Here is a 20217-nt window from a genome sequence, read left to right as displayed (position 1 = left end):
GTCATAGCTGCTCCGCCCGCCGGTCGAGCATTGTCTGGGTGATCAATGTCACGCCGCCCTCGGTGACGCGAAACCACTGCGCGTCCTGCTCAGGGTCTTCGCCGACCACCAGCCGATCGGGGATAGTCACCCCGCGGTCGATCACCACATTCGACAATTGCGCGTGACGCCCGATCGTCGCATAGGGCAGGATCACCGCGCTTTGCAGCGTTGAATAGGAGTTCGAGCGCACGCCGGTGAAGATCAGCGAATTGCGCACTTCGGTGCCGGAAATGATGCAGCCGCCCGAGATCAGCGACGAGATCGCGACGCCGCGACGGCTGTCCTCGTTATGAATGAATTTCGCCGGTGGCACGCTTTCGGAATAGGTCCAGATCGGCCATTCGCGGTGCCAGAGGTCAAGGTCTGGGTCGAAATCCGTCAGGTCGATATTGGCCTTCCAGAACGCATCAATCGTGCCGACATCGCGCCAATAGGCCGGAGCATCGGGGCGGTGGCGCACGCAGCTATCCTCGAACAGATGCGCCATCGCCTTGCCGTTTCTGACCACCGTCGGGATGATGTCGCTGCCGAAATCGCGGCTGGAATTCGCGTCATGGGCGTCATCCATCAACAGTTGCCGCAGGAACTTCCAGCGAAACACATAAATCCCCATCGAAGCCAGAGTGTTCTGCGGATCGTCGGGCAGGCCCGGGGGATCGGCGGGTTTTTCGATGAAATCGGTGATCCGTCCGGCCAGATTGACCTGCATAACGCCAAAGCCCGACGCCTCGGCGCGCGGCACCGTTAGACAGCCGACGGTAACATCGGCACCGTTTTCCACATGCTCGCGCAGCATCACCTCATAGTCCATTTTATAGATATGGTCACCGGCAAGAATGACAACGTAATCAACATCATAGCTGTCGATGATGTCGATATTCTGAAACACCGCGTCGGCGGTGCCCTCATACCACATCGACTCGCTGACCCGCTGCGAGGCAGGCAGAATGTCCAGATATTCATTGCGTTCCGCGCGAAAAAAGCTCCAACCGCGCTGGCAGTGGCGGATCAAGGAATGCGCCTTATACTGCGTCGCCACGGCCATTTTGCGAATGCCCGAGTTCAGCGCATTCGAGAGCGCAAAGTCGATGATCCGCGATTTGCCGCCGAAATAGACCGCCGGTTTGGCGCGCGCGTCGGTCAACTCGTTGAGCCGCGAGCCGCGCCCACCCGCCAGAATAAAGGCCATGGCGCGGGTGCTCAGCCGGTTGGACGGGATGTTCATCGGGGCTCCTTTGGGCAGAAAAACAGGGTTGAGAGGGGCGGCAGGGTGATCAGGGCGCTATGCGGCTGGCCAGCATGGGGCGGGCCATCGGCGGTGACCTTGCCCAGATTGCCACGGTTGCCGCCGCCGTAAACCTCGGCATCGCTGTTGAGCATCTCTTCCCATGTGCCCGTTTGCGGCAGACCGAGGCGCCAGCGCCGCTCAACCGGAGTGAAATTGGCGATCACCGCGACAGGCGGCTGCCCCGCATGCCCCCAGCGCAGCCATGAGAACACGCTCTCTGCCGACGCGTCCTGATTGATCCATTGGAACCCGTGTGGATCGGCGTCGCGTTGGTGCAGCGCAGGTGTGCCGCGGTATAGCCGGTTCAGATCGCGGATCAGCCGTTGCAGCCCGGCGTGGGCGGGGTCTTGCAGCACGGACCAATCAAGCTGGGCGTCGTGGTTCCATTCCTGCGGCTGGGCAAATTCGCAGCCCATAAACAGCAGTTTCTTGCCCGGATGGCCCCACATGAACCCGTAATAGGCGCGCAGATTGGCGAGCTTTTCTGCGTGCGTGCCGGGCATTTTCGCCAGCATACTGCCCTTGCCGTGGACCACTTCGTCATGGCTGATCGGCAGCACGAAATTCTCGGAGAACCCGTAGACCAGCCCGAAAGTCATCAGATCGTGGTGATGCGCGCGGTGAATGGGCGGATGCGCCATATAGCGTAGCGTGTCATTCATCCAGCCCATATTCCACTTGAACCCAAACCCCAAACCGCCCGCGTACACAGGCTGGGTGACACCGGGCCAAGAGGTGCTTTCTTCGGCCATGGTCATCACCCCTTCGGGCGTGTCGCCATAGGCTTGGGTGTTCATTTCCTGAATAAAATCAATCGCCTCATAGTTCTCGCGCCCGCCGTCACGGTTGGGGATCCATGCGCCATCCGCCCGCGAGTAATCGCGGTAGAGCATCGAGGCCACCGCATCAACGCGCAGCCCGTCGAGGTGGAATTCGCGCAGCCAATAGACCGCATTGGCGCTGAGGAAATTGCGCACTTCATTGCGGCCGAAGTCATAGATCAGCGTGTTCCAATCGGGATGAAACCCCTCGCGCGGATCGGCGTGTTCATAGAGCGGCGTACCGTCGAAATGCGCCAATCCATGAGCGTCCGAGGGGAAATGCGCGGGCACCCAATCCATGATCACGCCCAAACCCTTGGCATGGGCGGCATCGATCAAAGCGCGGAACTCATCGGGCGCGCCATGGCGGCAGGTCGGCGCATAGAGACCGGTCGGCTGATAGCCCCAAGAGCCGCCAAACGGGTATTCGGTCAGCGGCATGAACTCGATATGGGTAAAACCCATATCATGCACATAATCGACCAGTTCTTCGGCGGCTTGCGTATAGAGCATTGGCTGCCCGTCATGGTGGCGCCAACTGCCCAGATGCACCTCATAGATCGAGATCGGCGCCTCACGGGTCTGGCGGGTCGCGCGGCCCGCCATCCAACCGGCGTCGCGCCAAATGTGAGCGCCCGTCCCGCGCACCACCGAAGCGGTTTGCGGCGGATGCTGCGCGCCAAATGCCAGCGGATCGGATTTGAGCACGGGCGGGCCGGACTGCGGCAAGACCTCGTATTGATAGCTGTGGTTTTGCATCACGCCGGGCAGGAAAATCTCCCAAACTCCGGCGTTGCGGCGGCGCATCGGGGCACGGCGCCCGTCCCAGGCGTTGAACTCGCCAACCACCGAGACGCGGCGGGCATGCGGCGCCCAGACCGCAAAATGGGTGCCGGTGATGCCTTGATGGGTGATCACATGCGCGCCCAAGGCCTGCCAAAGCCGCCGGTGCCTGCCTTCGGCGATCAGATGCAGATCGAGATCACCAAGCACGGGACCAAAGCGGTAGGGATCATCATAGCTCCAGTCGCGGGTGCCGTCACTGCCGCGCAGCCGGTAAGGCGCATCACCGATATCACCAGTAAAAATGCCGCCGCCCAAAGGGGCCAGCGGCAGCACATGGTCAAGCGTCAAAGCATCCATGGTTCTGGCATGAGGATCAAAGCACAATAGCCGCCCGGGAATGCCGCGATGATCGGGGCCAAAAACCGCGAATGGATCGGCGAGGTCTCCCGATAGAATTGCGGTGATATCCGCTTGGGAAACTGCATCGGATAAAGAGTTTTTCGCCCGGTCCATGCCAGTTTTTTGGCGCAGGTCCGGGCGAAAGGCAATCAAATTGTTAACGTCTTAAACACCTGACGGCGTTAAATCATCGGCGCGATCGACCAGATATCCTGCATATAGCTTTTGATCGTGCGATCCGAACTGAGCCAGCCGCTGCGTGCGGTGTTCAGCGCCGCCATGCGGGTCCAGTTGTCGCGGTCGAACCAAGCCTGATCAACCTGCCGCTGGGCGTCCCAGAAACTGTCAAAATCGGCGCAGACGGTGAAGTAATCATGCGTTCGCAGGTTTTGTGTCAAGTCACGGTAGGTGCTCGGGTCGCCATGCGAGAAGGTGCCGCTTTCGATCAACTCAATGGCGCGGGTGAGCCGCTGACTGCGGGCGATGGCTTTGGCCATATGCGCGGGGTCTTGGCGGCAGGCGACCACTTCATCGGCGGTCATGCCAAAGAGAAAGAAGTTCTCGGCCCCGACCAGCTCGCGGATTTCGACATTCGCGCCGTCCAGCGTGCCGATGGTTAGCGCACCGTTGAGGCTGAACTTCATGTTGCCGGTGCCCGAGGCCTCTTTGCCCGCGGTCGAGATCTGCTCGGAGAGATCCGCGGCGGGGATCAGCCGCTCGGCCATAGTGACATTGTAATTGGGCGGGTAGACCACGGTCAGCAGATCGCGGGTGAGTTTGTCGGCGTTGATCACCCGGGCGACATTGTTGATCAGGTGGATGATTTCCTTGGCCATAACATAGCCGGGCGCGGCTTTGCCGCCGAAAATCTTGACGCGGGGCGCCCAATTGGCGGTGGGATTCTCGCGGATTTCCTGCCAGAGCGCGATGATTTCAAGGATGTTCAGATGCTGGCGCTTGTATTCATGAAAGCGTTTGATCTGCACATCGAACATCGCGTCGGGGTTCACTTTGATCCCCATATCCTGCCCGATCCATTGCGCCAGATCGGATTTATTGCGCGCTTTCACCTGCGCGAATGCGTCGCGGAATTCGGGCGTTGCAATCGCCGGTTCCAAGTCGCGCAGGCGCTCCAGATCATCCTCCCAACCGCTGCCGATGGTGTCGGTGATCAGCGCCGAGAGCCGCGGATTGGCACCTTTGAGCCAGCGGCGCGGGGTGATGCCGTTGGTCTGGTTGATGATCCGCTCGGGGTGTAACCTATGCAAGTCATTGAAAACGGTGGATTTCACCAGTTCGGTATGCAGCGCCGAGACGCCATTCACTTTATGCGCCATGACAAAGGACAATTCGCCCATCTTCACCTCGCCACCCTCAAGGATAGTGGCCTGTCGGGTCGGATGGCGCTGCGCGTGCAGGGCATCGATGCGTTCGATCAACTGCATATGGCGCGGCAGAACGCGGGTCATCAGCGCCTCGGGCCAGCGTTCCAGCGCTTCGGGCAGCAGCGTGTGGTTGGTATAGGCCAGACAGGCGCGGGCGGTGTCGACGGCAGTCTCGAATTCCATGCCACGCTCGTCATGCAACAGGCGCACCAGCTCGGGACCGGCAATCGCGGGATGGGTGTCATTCATCTGGATCGCCACGCGGTTTGGCAATTGGCTCAGATCGCTGCATTCTCTGGCAAAGCGGCGCAGAATGTCGCGCAAAGAGGCGGCGGTGAAGAAGAACTCCTGCTTGAGCCGCAACTCTTTGCCCTGATCGGTGGTGTCATCGGGATAGAGCACGCGGCTGATCGTGCGGGCCAAAGCCTCGGGCGCGGCGGCACCGGTGAAATCGCCGCTATTGAAGGCGTCGAGATCGAAGGCGTCGATCGCTTCGGCCCCCCAGAGGCGCAAGGTATTGGCCCATTTGCCCTGCCAGCCGATCACCGGCGTATCATAGGCTTTGGCGAGCACGGCGTTATCGGGGGTCCAGACCGCGGCGCGCCCTGACTCGGCGACGATACCGCCAAAACCGATCTGGAAGGCGGTGTCAGGGCGGGCGAATTCCCAGCCGTGGCGCTGGCGGAGCCAGTCTTCGGCACTTTCCAACTGGCGGCCGTCGGGGCCAAAGCTTTGGCGGAAGAGCCCGTGTTCATAGCGGATGCCGTAGCCGTAAGCGGGGCAGCCCAGCGTTGACATGGAATCGAGGAAACAAGCGGCCAGACGACCGAGCCCGCCATTGCCAAGCGCGGCGTCGGGCTCATCATCCAGCACATCGCGGAAATTATGGCCGAGGCCGGCCACCGCCTCATGTGCGGCCTCGGTCAACCCGAGGTTCATCACCGCGTCTTCCAAGAGGCGCCCGATCAGGAACTCCATCGACAGGTAATACACCCGTTTGGATTGCGCCTGATAGCTGGCGCGGTTGGCGCGAAACCACGGCTCGACCACCTTGTCGCGGATCGCGAGGGTCAGGGCCATACGCATGTCGTAGAGGCTGGCATTGGCCAGATCCTTGCCCTGTGAATACTCCAGATGTTTGAGAATGGCGTCGCGCAGCGCGTTGGCGGTCATCGGCAGCATATCCTTTGCCGGCGTTTCGGGGTTTCGGGCGTCATGCGCCCAACCGCTCATGCCGCTGGTGTTTTTGTCAAACGTCATCGAACGCATGAATTTCATTCCCTGCTCCTGTTCCCCGCGCCACAGCGCGACCGCCACCAAAATAGCGCCAATAAAAAAATCGCCTCACGATAGCTATCGCTGGCGATCCGGGCCTAATCTGGGCAGTCACAGTATGGTTTTTTGTCGAAAACGGGGTTTTTTGCGGCCATTTACCTCAAATTGAGGTGGAAATGGCCGCAGTCAACTCAGGCGTTGTGTTTAGCGTGTGGTTTCGGTCAGACGCCGCGACACATAGGTTTTCACGTGATCAAGCATCGGGTTCATATGCGCCTCTTCATCGCGGAAGAAGTGGTCAGAGCCCTCGATCTCGGTATGGGTGATGGTGATGCCCTTTTGCTCGTGCAGCTTGCCGACCAGACCGGCGACATCCTTGGGCGGCGCGACGCGGTCGGCGGTGCCGTTGATGATCAGACCCGAGGCCGGGCAGGGCGCGAGGAAGCTGAAATCATAGAGATTTGCGGGCGGGGCCACCGAGACAAAGCCGCTGATATCGGGGCGGCGCATCAGGAGTTGCATGCCGATCCAGGCGCCAAAGCTGAAGCCAGCGACCCAGCAATGGCGGGTGTTGGAGTTGATCGATTGCAGATAATCGAGCGCCGCTGCCGCATCGCTCAACTCGCCGACGCCCTGGTCGTATTCACCCTGGCTGCGCCCGACACCGCGGAAGTTGAACCGCAGCACCGAGAACCCCATTTCATGAAAGGCGTAGTGCAGGTTATACACCACTTTGTTGTTCATCGTGCCGCCGAATTGCGGGTGCGGGTGCAGCACAATGGCCAGCGGGGCGTCGCGGTTGGGTTGCGGGTGATAGCGTCCTTCAAGACGACCATCGGGGCCGGCAAAAATCACTTCGGGCATCCAGGGACCTTCTACAAAAACGGATGGTTCCGGCGGCTGGCTTCTATTGTTGACAAAAGAAGTCGGCTAACCTAGAACGGTTCTAATCTCTGCAGCCTCATGGTTTGCAGACTTGGTTTATGCGCTAGCAGTTAAGCAGGGCGGCGCTAAACGTCAATCTCTATGCACCGCTTCGGTGCGCAGGCAATTGGTCAAGGCAAGGGTTAAAGCTATGAAACTGTCGACAAAAGGGCGTTACGCGATGGTTGCCATGGTCGATTTGGCGATTTTGACGCGGCGCACGCCCAATAAACATGTGTCTTTGGCCGAGATTGCGCGCCGTCAGGATGTCTCGCAGGCCTATCTTGAGCAATTGTTCGTCAAATTGCGCCGCGCCGGATTGGTCGAATCGGTGCGCGGGCCGGGCGGCGGCTACCGGCTGGCGCGTGAACCGGAAGACATTCGCACCGATGAGGTGCTCGAAGCGGTGGAAGAGACGGTCTGCGCGATGGAACTCGGCGCCGGTGCCTCGGGCGGGGTCTCGGGATCGCAGGCGCAGTCGATGACCAACCGCCTGTGGGAAGGGCTCTCGGCGCAGGTCTATGTCTATTTGCACCAGACCACGCTGGCCGATGTCGCGGGCAATGCGCTTAAACCCTGTCCGGCGGTGCCCGGCCTGTTCCATGTGCTTGCATGAGCGGGCGGGTTTACCTTGACTGGAACGCCAGCGCGCCGCTGCGCCCCGAGGCGCGCGATGCAATGATTGCGGCGATGGATGTGACCGGCAATGCCAGTTCGATCCACGGCGAAGGGCGGGCGGTGCGCGGCTTGATCGAGAAGGCGCGCGCGCAGGTCTCGGACGCGCTTGGCGCGGCGGGTGCGGATATCGTCTTCACCTCGGGCGCCACCGAAGCCGCCGCTTTGGCCTGTGCAGGGCGTGATTTGCACTGCGCGGCGGTGGAACACGACGCGGTCTCGGCGTGGTGTCACGCGGATTTGCCGGTGGATGCGCAGGGTCATGTCAGCGTCAGCGATCCGGCGCATACGGCATTGCAACTGGCCAATTCGGAAACCGGCGTGGTGCAAAAACTGCCCGAAGGGATCGCGGTGTGTGACGCGACGCAGGCCTTTGGCAAACTGCCGATGGCGTTCAACTGGCTGGGCGCCGATATGGCGATGGTCAGCGCCCATAAGCTGGGCGGGCCGAAAGGCATCGGCGCGCTGGCCTTGCGGCAGGGGCTGGATGTCACCGCCGGGATCAAGGGCGGCGGGCAGGAAATGGGCCGCCGCGCAGGCACCGAGAATGTGCTTGGCATCGTCGGTTTCGGCGCCGCCGCCGAGGCCGCCGCGCGGGATCTGGCCAATGGCCTGTGGCAGGAGGTCGCAGAGTGGCGATTAATGCTGGAACAGGCACTAGAAGCCGAGTGTGAGGGGATTATCTTGCTCGGTAAGGATCACCAACGACTGCCCAACACCTTGAGCCTGATTGCGCCGGGGTGGAAGGGCGAAACGCAGGTGATGGCGATGGATCTGGCTGGCTTCGCGGTCTCCGCGGGTTCGGCCTGTTCGTCGGGTAAGGTAAGTGCCAGCCGCGTGTTGCTGGCGATGGGATATGATGCGGCGCAGGCCGGATCGGCGCTCAGGGTGTCCTTTGGCCCCGAAACCGGGCGCGAGAACGTGCTCTCCTTTGCCAAGGCCTATGCCAAGGCTTATGGGCGGGCACAGAATAGACAGAAACAAGCAGGGCTTGCCCTGCCGAAAAACAAGACGGGATAACACAGATGTCTGCATTGGATGAAACGCTTGAAGTGCGCGACGGAGTGGATCGCGAAACGGTAGAAACCGTGCAGTCGATGGCGGGTAAATACAAACACGGCTGGGAAACCGATGTCGAGATGATCTTTGCCCCGAAAGGGTTGAACGAAGACATCGTGCGGCTGATCTCGGACAAGAATAAAGAGCCCGAGTGGATGACCGAATGGCGCCTTGCGGCCTTCCGCCGTTGGCAGCAGATGGAAGAGCCGGATTGGGCGATGCTCAACATCCCGCCGATCGACTATCAAGACCAGTATTACTATGCCAAACCCGCCAGCATGGTGGAAAAGCCCAAGTCGCTGGATGAGGTCGATCCCAAGCTGTTGGCCACCTATGCCAAGCTGGGGATTCCGCTGGAAGAGCAGAAAATCCTCGCCGGTGTCGAGGGTGCCGAAGACGCGCCGCGTCAGGTCGCCGTCGATGCGGTCTTCGACTCCGTCAGCCTTGGCACCACGTTTAAGGACGAGCTGCTCAAAGCCGGTGTGATCTTCTGCTCGATCTCGGAAGCAATCCGCGAACACCCTGAGCTGGTGAAGAAATACCTCGGCACCGTGGTTCCGGTCTCGGATAACTATTTCGCCACGCTGAACTCGGCGGTGTTTACCGATGGGTCGTTTGTCTACATCCCCGAGGGTGTGCGTTGTCCGATGGAGCTTTCGACCTATTTCCGCATCAACGCCGAGAACACCGGCCAGTTCGAGCGCACGCTGATTGTCGCCGAGAAGGGCTCGCATGTGTCCTATCTCGAGGGTTGCACCGCACCGCAACGCGACACCACGCAGCTGCACGCGGCGGTGGTGGAGATCGTCATCCTTGAGGACGCCGAAGTCAAATATTCGACGGTGCAGAACTGGTATCCGGGCGATGAAGACGGCAAAGGCGGAATTTATAATTTCGTGACCAAACGCGCCGATTGCCGTGGCGACCGCGCCAAGGTGATGTGGACGCAGGTCGAGACCGGCTCGGCGATCACCTGGAAATACCCCTCGTGCATCCTGCGCGGTGATGACAGCTCGGGTGAGTTCTACTCGGTCGCGATCACCAACAATATGCAGCAGGCCGACACCGGCACCAAGATGGTCCATCTGGGCAAACGCACGCGTTCGCGGATCGTGTCGAAAGGGATCAGCGCCGGTAAAGCGCAGAACACCTATCGCGGTCTGGTTTCGATGCACCCGAAAGCCGCGGAATCGCGCAACTATACCCAGTGCGACAGCCTGCTGATCGGCAGCGAATGCGGCGCCCATGCGATCCCCTATATCGAAGTGCGCAACGGCACCTCGCGGATCGAGCATGAAGCGACGACCTCGAAGGTTGACGACGATCAGCTGTTCTATTGCCGCCAGCGCGGCATGGACGAGGAAGAGGCCGTCGCCTTGGTGGTCAACGGGTTCTGCCGCGAAGTGCTGCAGGCGCTGCCGATGGAGTTTGCCATGGAAGCACAGGCGCTGGTGGCGATCTCGCTGGAAGGGTCCGTCGGGTGAGTTTTTGGGACTATGTGCGCGCTGAACTGAAGTCCGCGCCGCTGTTCTTGCTGGTGTTTCTGGGCATTGGTGTCGCGATGGACACCTTTGTCTGGCAAACGCCGGTCAACTGGATCGAACGCGGCGTGGTGTCTTTGCTGGTGACAGTGGTGTTCGTGCTACTGACCGCACGGCGTAAAAAGGCGCGTTCAGAGTAAGGTTGGCGGTTCGCGCCGCTTGCTTTGCCCCGTGCGGAAAAAACGCGCGGGGCGGGAGCAATAGCGGCAGGAACGCCGGCCCCTTGCCTCGGCGGTGACAAAGGAAATCTGAGATGAACTGGAAATGGCTACTGACAACCGCTGAACCGCGCTCGCGCTATGTTCTGCTGGTCGCCATCGGCGTGGTGCTGATGATGTCGCTTTCCTATCCGGTTTGGTATCCCGGCGGGCGCGGCATGGCCGCTTTCGCCGCTATTGCGGCCGTTATTCTGAGCCATATCTCGGCCAAATCCATCATGCGTAAATAACTGCGAACAGGACGAAAAAAATGCTAGAAATCAACAACCTGCACGTCGAACTTGAAGACGAGGACAAAGCGATCCTGAAGGGGTTGTCGCTGAAAGTCGAGGCGGGCAAAGTGCACGCCATCATGGGGCCGAACGGCTCGGGCAAATCGACGCTTTCTTATGTGCTGTCGGGCCGTGACGGCTATGAGGTCACCCAAGGCACCGCGACGCTGGACGGTCAGGATCTGCTGGATCTCGAGCCCGAAGAGCGCGCCGCCGCTGGCCTGTTTCAGGCGTTCCAGTATCCGGTAGAAATCCCCGGTGTTGGCAATATGACCTTCCTGCGCACCGCGGTGAACTCGCAGCGCAAGGCCCGTGGCGAGCCGGAAATGTCTTCGGGCGATTTCCTCAAACTGGTCCGCGCCAAGGCAAAAGAGCTGAACATCGACGCCGATATGCTCAAGCGTCCGGTCAACGTCGGCTTCTCGGGCGGTGAGAAAAAGCGTAACGAAATCCTGCAGATGTCGGTGCTTGAGCCGCGTATGTGCATCCTTGACGAGACCGACTCCGGTCTTGACGTGGACGCGATGAAACTGGTTGCGGACGGTGTGAACGCGCTGCGCAGCGAGGGGCGTTCCTTCCTTGTGATCACCCACTACCAGCGTCTGCTTGACCACATCAAACCGGATGTTGTGCATATTCTCGCCGATGGTCGCATCGTCAAAACCGGCGGTCCCGAGCTGGCGATCGAAGTGGAAACCAATGGCTATGCGGACATCCTCGCAGAGGTGGCGGCATGACCACAGCATCTGCCGTTAGCCCCCGCGCGGCGCGATTTGCGGCGCGGTTGAAGGACACCGAGGCGCATCTATCTTCGGTGACGCTGCCTGCATCCGCCGCTTGGCTGATGCGCGCGCGCGAAGCCGCGATGGAGCGGCTCAAGGGCATGGGCATGCCCGAAAAGCGCGATGAATACTGGCGCTACACCGACCCCGCGCGCTTTGTCAGCAGCGCGCCGACGCCCGCCGAGGTCTTTGTCGCCGATGACGAGCCGGTGATGTTCGGCGGCATCGAGCGCCTGTCGCTGGTCTTTGTCGACGGTGTGTTCAGCCCCGAGCAGTCGGATAAGATCGAAGGCGAAGGCCTTGAGATTGAACGGCTTTCCGAAGCTGGTGAGGCCGATATCCATTGGGCCAAAGACCTTTATGGCACGCTCGAGGCCAAAGCGCAGAACCCGGTGCCGCGCCCGCTTGCCGCGCTCAACACCGCCACCGCCACCGATGGCGTGTTGATCCGTGTCACTGGTCGCGTCTCGCGTCCGGTGTCGCTGGTCTACCTGCGCTCGGATGCGAATGCCGAGATGGTCTTGCACCATGTCGTGCGTGTCGAAGAGGGTGGCGAAGTGACGCTGCTCGAGAACGGGCCGGGTGCGGCGCGGGTTTCGACGGTGCTCGAGGCGGATCTCGCCGACCGCGCCACGCTGCATCACGTCCGCGCCATGGGCCGCGATCACCAGCGCGCCGGTTGCACGCATATCTTCGCGCGCCAAGGCGCCGAGTCGCATTTCCGCTCGTTCACCCTGTCGGTGAATGGCGCCATGGTGCGCAACGAGATGGTGGTCTGGCTCGAAGGCGAGGGCGGTGTGGTGCATCTGGCCGGTGCCGCGATGGGCGATGGGGATTTCCACAACGACGACACGATTTTCGTCACCCATACCGCGCCCGCTTGCGAAAGCCGTCAGGTCTATAAGAAGGTGCTCTATCACGGTGCTGTCGGGGTGTTTCAGGGCAAGATTCTGGTCGAGCAATCCGCGCAACTCACGGATGGCTATCAGAAAAGCCAGGCGCTGCTGATGGACGAAAGCGGCCAGTTCCTTGCCAAGCCGGAGCTGGAAATCCACGCGGATGACGTGAAATGTTCGCACGGATCGACCTCGGGTGAGCTGGACGAGGATCACCTCTTTTACCTGCGCGCCCGCGGCGTGCCCGAGGATGACGCCAAGCGTCTGTTGGTCACCGCTTTCTTGGGCGAGTCGCTGGACGAGATCGAAGATCACGATCTGGCCAATGACATCCGCCTGCGCCTTGCCGGTTGGCTGGAGCGTCACGGAGAGTGATCTGATGTCCGTCAGCACTGACATGCTACGCAGTTTTCGCAATCCCCGGGCAGTTGTCCGGGGGTTGCGGCAAGGCCAGCGCCGCGAAGCGCGGATATTGGTCTATCTGATGATCGCCTGCGCGTTGTTTTTCATCGCGCAATGGCCACGTTTGGCACGGCAGGCGCATCTCGACGACTCGGTGCCTTTCGAGGCACTGATGGCTGGCGCGCTCTTTGGCTCGGTGTTCATGGCGCCGCTGATGTTCTATGCGATCGGCGGCATTCTGACTTTGGTCTGCCGGATTTTTGAGAGAGCAATCAATGGGTTCGACGTCAGGCTGGCGCTGTTCTGGGCGCTTTTGGTGGTCAGCCCACTGGTCTTATTGCAAGGCTTGGTGACCGGAATGATCGGCAATGGGCCGCAAGCCACGCTCACCGGCGCGGCGGTGTTTGCGGTCTTCGCCATGGTTCTGGCGGCAGGCCTGCGGGTGGCGCTTGAAGCCGCGCGCGCGCAGGCGTAGGGAAGCGGCATGACACAGACTTCGACCCTGTTAGCATTGGCGCGGCTCAGCGTTGTCGACCCCGAGGCCGGTGGCCGTGCGGTGATCGCCGTCAATCCGCCGCTGGTGGTGCGCTGGATGCTGCTCTCGGCGGCGATTCTGGTCTCGGTTTTGCTGTTTTACGCGGTGCCCTTCATGTCCGGCCAGCTCGAGATGATGCCGCCGCCGGTTGGCTTTGCCGCGGCGCAATTCGGGCTCAATGTATTGGTCGTCGGCCTCGTGGCCTATGTCGGGCGCGGCTTCGGCGGCACCGGCTCGTTTGACGATGCGCTCTGGCTGATGGCATGGCTGCAGGCGGTTACGGTGGTGCTGTTCGTGCTGCAACTGGTGGCGATCCTTGCGCTGCCGGGACTCAATGTTCTGGTCACGCTGTTTTCGATCATTATTTCCCTGTGGATGCTGACCGGATTTATCTGCGCGCTGCACGGGTTCCGCTCACGCGCGATGGTGCTGGTCGGCGGGGTGATGGTGTTCACCATCATGTCCTTTGTGTTGTCGGTGATTCTGCTGTTCCTAGGCTTCGATTTCTCAGGAGTGTCCGATGTTTGACGTCGAGGCCGTTCGCCGCGATTTTCCGATCCTGTCGCGCAAGGTTAACAACCGGCCGCTGGTCTATCTCGACAGCGGTGCCTCGGCGCAGAAACCGCAGATGGTCATCGACGCGATCACCACCGCTTACTCGCAGGAATATTCCAACGTTCACCGTGGGTTGCACTATCTGTCCAACCTCGCGACCGATAAATACGAGGCCGTGCGCGGCACCGTTCAGCGGTTTTTGAACGCGGGTTCCGAGGATGAAATCCTGTTCACCTCTGGCACCACCGAGGCGATCAACCTGATCGCCTACGGCTGGGCGATGCCGCGGATGCAGGCGGGCGACGAGATCATCCTCTCGGTGATGGAACACCACGCCAATATCGTGCCGTGGCATTTCCTGCGCGAGCGGCAGGGTGTCAAACTGGTCTGGGTCGATATCGAGGCCGACGGCAGCCTTGATCCGGCGCGGGTGCTTGAGGCGATCACACCGCGCACCAAGCTGATCGCGGTCAGCCATATGTCGAACGTGCTGGGCACGGTGGTCGACATCAAAACCATCGCAGAGGGCGCGCGCGCGCAGGGTATTCCGGTGCTTGCCGATGGCTCGCAGGCGGCGGTACATATGCCGGTGGATGTGCAGGATCTCGGCGTCGATTTCTACCCGATCACCGGCCATAAGCTGTATGGCCCCTCGGGCTCGGGTGCGATCTATGTGCGTGCTGAGCGTCAAGCCGATATGCGCCCGTTTTTGGGCGGTGGCGATATGATCCGCGAGGTCACCCGCGACACGGTCACTTATAACGACCCGCCGCACCGGTTCGAGGCCGGCACCCCCGGCATCGTGCAGCAGATCGGCATGGGCGTGGCGCTGGAATATCTGATGTCGCTGGGCATGGAGCATATCGCCGCGCATGAGAAAACGCTGGCCAGTTATGCGCGTGAGCGGCTCAACGGGTTGAACTGGCTGAATATTCAGGGCGACGCCCCGGGCAAGGGCGGGATCTTCTCGTTCACCATGAACAACGGCGCGCATGCCCATGATATCTCGACGATTCTCGACAAACAGGGTGTCGCCGTGCGCGCCGGTCAGCATTGCGCAGGCCCGTTGATGGAGCATCTTGGCATCTCCGCCTCCTGCCGCGCCAGCTTCGCGATGTATAACACCAAAGCCGAAGTTGATGCCTTGGTCGAGGCGCTGGAATTCTGCCACGAGCTCTTTGGCTGACACGGTAAATCTGCGCTGGAGCCGCCTTAGGGCAAATCATGCAAAATCCCAATTGCACCCTGAGGATTAAGTCCCTATACAGCGGCCAGTGGATCCATAGCTCAGCTGGATAGAGTGTCGCCCTCCGAAGGCGAAGGTCGCAGGTTCGAATCCTGCTGGGTCCACCATCTCACCACATTCCCCGCCAGCGCCCGACATGCATCGGCCTAGGTGTTTTGTTGTCTATGCGAGATCGGTGTCGATACCGCCGGACCCGCTGAGAAGCCGTTAACCGTCAAATGCGCGGCACACGCGGTCTGTTGGTGATCGACCAGCAGCGTGTGCCACGCGCACATGGATTTGGTGTGGTTAACGAGATGCGTCTCGGCGCCGTTATCGCAAAATTTTTGGTTGAGCCAAACGCCTAGCGCAACCGCCGCAGCAACTCCTGCGACGGCGTGCCGGTCACCGGCAATCCAGCGCTTTCTTGATAGGCGCTGATTGCGGCTTCGGTGTTGCGTCCGATCACCCCGTCCGCCCCTTCGGTATCAAATCCGCGCGCGGTTAGCCGCTCTTGCAGGGTGATCCGGTCGCGCCGCGTTAGCCCGTTTTCGTCGGGTGGGAAACTGCCGCGCAGGGGGCCGGCACCGGCGATCCGGTCAGCCAGATGCCCGACGCCAAGCGCATAGGCGTCCGAGGGGTTATAGCGTTTGATCACCCGAAAATTGCTGGTGGTGTTGAACCGCGGCCCGCCGGTTTGCGGCTGGATCACACGATCTTCGGGGCCGCTGCTACCGCGCCCGCCGATTTCGCCGCCCCAGCGCAAACCGCGGGTCCAGCCGTGGCGCTTGAGGTAATTCGCGGTGGTGGCCAGTGCATCGGTCGGGTCTTCGGACCAGATATCGCGCCGCCCGTCGCCGGTGAAATCCACCGCGTATTCCTGAAACACCGTCGGCATGCATTGCGTATGCCCCATCGCGCCCGCCCAGCTGCCGGTCATATTCGGCGCGTCGATATCGCCGTTCTGCACGATCCTCAGCGCCGCCATCAACTCACGCTCAAAATAGCGGCCGCGACGCCCCTCAAAAGCCAGCGTCGAGGTGGCGGAGATCACCGGGATCAATCCCTGCCGCTCGCCATAGAAACTCTCGAGCCCCCAGATCGCGGTGACGATCTCGGCGTCGACGCCGTATTGCTCTTCAATCGCGTTCAACGTGCGGCGGTGGCGGGCCAGCGCCTGACGGCCCTTCTCGATGCGTTCATCCGAGGCGGCGATCGAGAGATAATCCTCGAGCGTGCGGTTAAACTCGGTTTGGTTGCGGTCGCGCGTCACCACACCGGGCAGGAAACCGGCGCCGCGAAAGGCGCGGTCCAGCGTCGCCGAGGTGATCCCGTCCGCCTGCGCTCGGCCGCGAAATCCGGCGACCCAAGCGGAATATTCGGCATTCGGCGCGGGCAGCAGGTCTGCTGGCAATTCATCGCGCGCCGGCGTGCTGTAGGTTCCGCCTGCGCCGCCCATGCTCACGCGTGAACAGGCGGTCAGGCCAAAGCCCGCGAGCCCCAGTCCAAACAGGCGTCGGTTGATCATCATGTCTCTGCTCACCACTTTTCGAGTTTTGCGCCATGGTGCCGATTATGGCCCGCCAGTGCAATGGCGCAATTCCCGCGTAAAGGTGGCGCCCTGGGGGCTTAGGCCGCCCGTCCGAACCGCTCTAACAGCCCGCCGACCAGCGCCTGTTGCTTTGCTACCGCCTGTTCCTTAACCGGCCCGTAACCGCGCATCTCTAACGGTGCGGACAGGATTTGCACTGCGGTATCAATATCTTGCGCGGTGATCTTTGGCGCGATCTGCTGCAGGATATCCTCATACCAGCCGATCAGCGCCACTTCGCCGCGCCGCTCAGAGGTATAACCGAAGGGGTCCAACACGCTGCCGCGCAGACCTCGCATCCGCGACAATCCGCCGAGCACGGGCGTCAGCCACGCGCCGAATGTGCGTTTGCGCGGCCGCCCGCGCGCATCCGTTCCGCGTGACAGGACCGGCGGTGCCATATGGTATTTGACGGTGAAACCGGGTTCGAATTCCTGTGCCAGTTGGGCCTCGAAACCGGTCTCGCGGTGCAGGCGCGCGACTTCGTATTCATCCTTATAAGCCATCAGTTTGAACAGCGATTTCGCGGCGGCACTGGTTAATGCGTCAGCCTGTTCGGCAGTCAAAACCGACGGCAGCGCGGATTGGAACCGCGCCAGCGTGTCGCGAAAGCGCTTGGCGTAGCGGGCGTTTTGATAGGCGGCCAATTCGCGCGCGCGGTGGTCGATCAACCCCTGCGCATTCTGCACCGCCGGACCCGCGTCCGGTGGCGTCAACGCCGAGGGATCATGCGCCGCGACACGGCCCAGATCAAAGGCGCGGCGGTTTTTCTCGATCGCCACACCGTTAAGCAACAACGCCTGTTGCAACGCCCCGTGGCTCACCGGCACCAGCCCCTTTTGCCACGCATAGCCCAGCAGCATCACATTGGCGAAAACACTGTCGCCCAGAAACCGCTCGGCCAGCGCATTGGCCTCGATGCCCTCGACACAGTCCTTGCCAACCGCCGCTTCGATCGCCACTTCGCGGTCATCGACCCGCAGTTGCGCATCGCGGTGGAGCACCAGATCGCCGGTGGGCATTTCGGCGCGGTTAAGCACGATTCTGGTGCCCTTGCGGTAAAGCACCGAGGCGCGCGGGGCCGAGGAGACCACGATATCGCAGCCGATCACCGCATCCGCCGAACCATTCTCGATCCGCACTTGGTTAATCGCGTCGGGCGTCTGGCCCAAACGGATGAAACTGAGAACGGTGCCGAATTTCTGCGCGAAACCGGTGAAATCGAGCACGCTGGAGCCTTTGCCCTCAAGATGCGCGGCCATGGTGATCAGCGCGCCCACCGTCACCACGCCGGTGCCGCCAACGCCGGTAACCAAAAGGTCATAGGGCGTATCGAGCGCGGGCAATGCCGGATCGGGCAGGGCGGCGGTTAGCGCGCTGAGGTCGATATCATCGCCGGTTTTCTTCTTGCGTGTTGCGCCCTCAATGGTGACGAAGCTCGGACAAAACCCGTTCAGACAGGAAAAATCCTTGTTGCAGGTCGATTGGTTAATCTTCCGCTTGCGGCCGAATTCCGTCTCCAGCGGCTCGACACTCAGACAGTTGCTTTCCAGCGAGCAATCGCCGCAGCCCTCACAAACCGCAGGGTTGATCATCACGAACTTCTTGGGATCTTCCATCGTGCCACGTTTGCGGCGGCGGCGCTTTTCCGTGGCGCAGGTTTGCTCGTAAATCAGCACCGTGACACCCGGAATATCGCGCAGCATGCGCTGCACTTTGTCCATTTCTTCGCGGGAGTAAAACTGCGTGCCTTTGGGGAAATCACCGGCGTTGAATTTGCCGATATCATCCGAGACCAGCGCGATCACCTCGACCCCTTCGGCGCGGCAGGATTGGGCGATGCCCTGCACGCTGACCGGCCCGTCTACTGGCTGGCCGCCGGTCATCGCCACCGCGTCGTTATAAAGGATTTTATAGGTGATATTGGTGTTGGCCGCGACCGCCTGCCGGATCGCCAGCGAGCCCGAGTGATACCAAGTTCCCTCGCCAAGGTTCTGGAAAATATGCTTGCCACCGTTGAACTTGGAGGCGACCACATGGGGCACGCCTTCGCCGCCCATCTGCGCATAGCCGACGGTATTGCGGTCCATCCAACCCGCCATCACATGGCAGCCGATGCCGGAAGCGGCGATCGAGCCTTCGGGCACTTTCGTCGAGGTGTTATGCGGGCAGCCCGAGCAGAAATAGGGCGTGCGATTGGCGCCCGAAATGTTGATCAACTGCGGCGGCACTTCGGTCAGGCGGCGGGCCTTTGCGGGGAGGTTTTCTTCGGGGAAGAACCGGTCTAACCGCTCGGCCAACATCGGGATCAGCGCTAACGGGCTTAACTCGCCGGTCCAGGGCAGTAAGGGATCGCCGACGGCGCGGTGTTTGCCGACCATCTTTTCGGGCTTGTCACCGGGCCAGTCATAGAAATATTCCTTGAACTGGCTCTCGATGATGCCGCGCTTTTCCTCGACAACCAGCACCTCTTTCTTGCCGCGCACAAAAGCCAGCGCGTCGCGACGGGCCAGCGGCCAGACCATGCCGACCTTGTAGATGTCGATGCCCAAATGGCGGCAGGCGGTCTCGTCCAGCCCCAAGAGACGCAACGCCTCCATCAGGTCGAGATGGCCTTTGCCGGTGGTGACGATGCCGAACGTCGCCTCCGCCACGTCATAAATGCGCCGGTCGATCGGGTTGGCCTCGACGAAGGCCTCGACTGCTTTGAGTTTATGGATAATGCGGGTCTCGATCTCGGGGCTGGGCAGATCCGCGGTGCGCACATGCAACCCACCGGGCGGCAGGTCCAGCGGCGGCGTGGTAAACACACGCTCAGCGGGTGGCACGATGGACTGCCCGCTTTCAACGGTTTCCGACACCGCCTTGAAGCCGACCCAAGTGCCCGAATAGCGGCTGAGCGCAAAGCCGTAGGCGCCAAACTCGAGGTATTCGGCGACATTGGCCGGATTGAGCGTCGGCATGAACCAGGTCATGAAGGCGACATCGGATTGATGCGGCATTGAGGATGAGACGCAGCCGTGGTCATCGCCCGCCACCACCAACACGCCGCCCTTGGGCGCTGAGCCGTAGGCGTTGCCGTGGCGCAGGGCATCGCCCGAGCGATCCACGCCGGGACCCTTGCCATACCACATGGAAAACACGCCCTCGACCTCGCACTGCGGGTCAAGAGTAGCCTGCTGCGCGCCCAGCACCGCGGTGGCGCCGAGATCCTCGTTGACGGCGGGCATAAAGGTTATCTTGTTGTTTTCCGTCACCTCCTTTGCGCGCCACAGTTCCAGATCCAGCGCCCCCAGGGGCGAGCCGCGGTAGCCCGAGATGAACCCCGCCGTGTTTAGCCCCGCGTCGCGGTCACGGCGGGCCTGATCCAGCATGATCCGCACCAAAGCTTGCGTTCCGGTTAAGAACACCCGCTGGGGCGCTTCCTCATAGCGGTCGGCAAGCGCATAGGATGTCAAAGCAGTGGGTGGGGAGAGATCATTCATCGCGGGCCTCCTGCAGGATTTTCCCTATGATACACGGGCGAGGCTGGAGAAACTGACCAGA

16 protein-coding genes and 1 tRNA gene are annotated in these 20217 nt (G+C 61.3%); 11 read left to right on the top strand and 6 right to left on the bottom strand.

The window, feature by feature from the left end:
* Nucleotide 1: 1 nt before the first annotated feature.
* The 4 genes from glgC to DDE20_RS14395 all read right to left on the bottom strand — a co-directional run bounded on the left by glgC (nucleotide 2) and on the right by DDE20_RS14395 (nucleotide 6860).
* Complete coding sequence (gene glgC, locus DDE20_RS14410) at nucleotides 2-1267, bottom strand: glucose-1-phosphate adenylyltransferase (RefSeq protein WP_116559223.1); 1266 nt, start codon at nucleotides 1265-1267, stop codon at nucleotides 2-4.
* Nucleotides 1264-3450: a 1,4-alpha-glucan branching protein GlgB gene (gene glgB / locus DDE20_RS14405; RefSeq protein WP_116559222.1), complete on the bottom strand. Its 2187-nt coding sequence runs from the start codon at nucleotides 3448-3450 to the stop codon at nucleotides 1264-1266. Before glgB ends, glgC begins: the two co-directional genes overlap by 4 nt.
* A 68-nt stretch (nucleotides 3451-3518) precedes the next feature.
* Nucleotides 3519-5903: a glycogen/starch/alpha-glucan phosphorylase gene (locus tag DDE20_RS14400; RefSeq protein ID WP_116559328.1), complete on the bottom strand. Its 2385-nt coding sequence runs from the start codon at nucleotides 5901-5903 to the stop codon at nucleotides 3519-3521.
* A 297-nt stretch (nucleotides 5904-6200) separates the two neighbouring features.
* Nucleotides 6201-6860 carry an alpha/beta hydrolase gene (locus tag DDE20_RS14395; protein ID WP_116559221.1) on the bottom strand — a complete coding sequence of 220 codons (660 nt, stop codon included), beginning with the start codon at nucleotides 6858-6860 and terminating at the stop codon, nucleotides 6201-6203.
* A 211-nt stretch (nucleotides 6861-7071) separates the two neighbouring features.
* Here DDE20_RS14395 and iscR point away from each other — a divergent pair, with 211 nt between their 5' ends.
* The 11 genes from iscR (at nucleotide 7072) to DDE20_RS14340 (ending at nucleotide 15208) form a co-directional block, all read left to right on the top strand.
* The gene (iscR, locus tag DDE20_RS14390; protein WP_116559220.1) at nucleotides 7072-7536 is read left to right on the top strand and encodes a Fe-S cluster assembly transcriptional regulator IscR; all 465 of its coding nucleotides are present in this window, start codon (nucleotides 7072-7074) and stop codon (nucleotides 7534-7536) included.
* Nucleotides 7533-8615, top strand: a complete 1083-nt coding sequence (locus DDE20_RS14385) for a cysteine desulfurase family protein (RefSeq protein ID WP_116559219.1) — start codon at nucleotides 7533-7535, stop codon at nucleotides 8613-8615. Before iscR ends, DDE20_RS14385 begins: the two co-directional genes overlap by 4 nt.
* 5 nt (nucleotides 8616-8620) lie before the next feature.
* Entirely contained in the window at nucleotides 8621-10138 is a 1518-nt protein-coding gene (gene sufB, locus DDE20_RS14380) for a Fe-S cluster assembly protein SufB (RefSeq protein ID WP_116559218.1), read from the top strand.
* Nucleotides 10135-10335, top strand: coding sequence for a hypothetical protein (locus DDE20_RS14375; protein ID WP_116559217.1), 201 nt, complete (start codon nucleotides 10135-10137; stop codon nucleotides 10333-10335). The genes sufB and DDE20_RS14375 overlap by 4 nt, the downstream gene beginning before the upstream one ends.
* Before the next feature lie 113 nt (nucleotides 10336-10448).
* Nucleotides 10449-10643: a hypothetical protein gene (locus DDE20_RS14370; RefSeq protein WP_116559216.1), complete on the top strand. Its 195-nt coding sequence runs from the start codon at nucleotides 10449-10451 to the stop codon at nucleotides 10641-10643.
* Nucleotides 10644-10663: 20 nt separating this feature from the next.
* Nucleotides 10664-11422, top strand: a complete 759-nt coding sequence (gene sufC / locus DDE20_RS14365) for a Fe-S cluster assembly ATPase SufC (RefSeq protein ID WP_116559215.1) — start codon at nucleotides 10664-10666, stop codon at nucleotides 11420-11422.
* Nucleotides 11419-12738, top strand: a complete 1320-nt coding sequence (locus DDE20_RS14360) for a SufB/SufD family protein (protein WP_116559214.1) — start codon at nucleotides 11419-11421, stop codon at nucleotides 12736-12738. The genes sufC and DDE20_RS14360 overlap by 4 nt, the downstream gene beginning before the upstream one ends.
* Nucleotides 12739-12742: 4 nt before the next feature.
* Nucleotides 12743-13240: a YIP1 family protein gene (locus DDE20_RS14355; protein ID WP_116559213.1), complete on the top strand. Its 498-nt coding sequence runs from the start codon at nucleotides 12743-12745 to the stop codon at nucleotides 13238-13240.
* A 9-nt stretch (nucleotides 13241-13249) separates the two neighbouring features.
* Entirely contained in the window at nucleotides 13250-13828 is a 579-nt protein-coding gene (locus DDE20_RS14350; protein WP_116559212.1) for a YIP1 family protein, read from the top strand.
* Nucleotides 13821-15041 carry a cysteine desulfurase gene (locus tag DDE20_RS14345; RefSeq protein WP_116559211.1) on the top strand — a complete coding sequence of 407 codons (1221 nt, stop codon included), beginning with the start codon at nucleotides 13821-13823 and terminating at the stop codon, nucleotides 15039-15041. The genes DDE20_RS14350 and DDE20_RS14345 overlap by 8 nt, the downstream gene beginning before the upstream one ends.
* 90 nt (nucleotides 15042-15131) lie before the next feature.
* Nucleotides 15132-15208 (top strand) — tRNA-Arg (locus DDE20_RS14340).
* A gap of 236 nt (nucleotides 15209-15444) precedes the next feature.
* Here DDE20_RS14340 and DDE20_RS14335 read toward each other — a convergent pair.
* The gene (locus tag DDE20_RS14335) at nucleotides 15445-16611 is read right to left on the bottom strand and encodes a lytic murein transglycosylase (RefSeq protein ID WP_116559210.1); all 1167 of its coding nucleotides are present in this window, start codon (nucleotides 16609-16611) and stop codon (nucleotides 15445-15447) included.
* Between the two features lie 98 nt (nucleotides 16612-16709).
* On the bottom strand, nucleotides 16710-20156 hold the full coding sequence (locus DDE20_RS14330; protein WP_116559209.1) for an indolepyruvate ferredoxin oxidoreductase family protein: 3447 nt from the start codon (nucleotides 20154-20156) through the stop codon (nucleotides 16710-16712).
* Nucleotides 20157-20217: the final 61 nt, after the last annotated feature.

The organism is Pararhodobacter oceanensis (genome assembly GCF_003076755.1).
Taxonomy (GTDB): domain Bacteria; phylum Pseudomonadota; class Alphaproteobacteria; order Rhodobacterales; family Rhodobacteraceae; genus Pararhodobacter; species Pararhodobacter oceanensis.
Note: the sequence above shows the minus strand (reverse complement) of the source record. Positions and strands in the feature narration are given on the sequence as shown.

Excerpts from the sequence above, each read along its gene's own strand:
- glgC (WP_116559223.1), bottom strand. The coding sequence starts at position 1,267 with ATGAACATCCCGTCCAACCGGCTGAGCACCCGCGCCATGGCCTTTATT.
- glgB (WP_116559222.1), bottom strand. The coding sequence starts at position 3,450 with ATGGACCGGGCGAAAAACTCTTTATCCGATGCAGTTTCCCAAGCGGAT.
- DDE20_RS14400 (WP_116559328.1), bottom strand. The coding sequence starts at position 5,903 with ATGCTGCCGATGACCGCCAACGCGCTGCGCGACGCCATTCTCAAACAT.
- DDE20_RS14395 (WP_116559221.1), bottom strand. The coding sequence starts at position 6,860 with ATGCCCGAAGTGATTTTTGCCGGCCCCGATGGTCGTCTTGAAGGACGC.
- iscR (WP_116559220.1), top strand. The coding sequence starts at position 7,072 with ATGAAACTGTCGACAAAAGGGCGTTACGCGATGGTTGCCATGGTCGAT.
- DDE20_RS14385 (WP_116559219.1), top strand. The coding sequence starts at position 7,533 with ATGAGCGGGCGGGTTTACCTTGACTGGAACGCCAGCGCGCCGCTGCGC.
- sufB (WP_116559218.1), top strand. The coding sequence starts at position 8,621 with ATGTCTGCATTGGATGAAACGCTTGAAGTGCGCGACGGAGTGGATCGC.
- DDE20_RS14370 (WP_116559216.1), top strand. The coding sequence starts at position 10,449 with ATGAACTGGAAATGGCTACTGACAACCGCTGAACCGCGCTCGCGCTAT.
- sufC (WP_116559215.1), top strand. The coding sequence starts at position 10,664 with ATGCTAGAAATCAACAACCTGCACGTCGAACTTGAAGACGAGGACAAA.
- DDE20_RS14360 (WP_116559214.1), top strand. The coding sequence starts at position 11,419 with ATGACCACAGCATCTGCCGTTAGCCCCCGCGCGGCGCGATTTGCGGCG.
- DDE20_RS14355 (WP_116559213.1), top strand. The coding sequence starts at position 12,743 with ATGTCCGTCAGCACTGACATGCTACGCAGTTTTCGCAATCCCCGGGCA.
- DDE20_RS14350 (WP_116559212.1), top strand. The coding sequence starts at position 13,250 with ATGACACAGACTTCGACCCTGTTAGCATTGGCGCGGCTCAGCGTTGTC.
- DDE20_RS14345 (WP_116559211.1), top strand. The coding sequence starts at position 13,821 with ATGTTTGACGTCGAGGCCGTTCGCCGCGATTTTCCGATCCTGTCGCGC.
- DDE20_RS14335 (WP_116559210.1), bottom strand. The coding sequence starts at position 16,611 with ATGATGATCAACCGACGCCTGTTTGGACTGGGGCTCGCGGGCTTTGGC.
- DDE20_RS14330 (WP_116559209.1), bottom strand. The coding sequence starts at position 20,156 with ATGAATGATCTCTCCCCACCCACTGCTTTGACATCCTATGCGCTTGCC.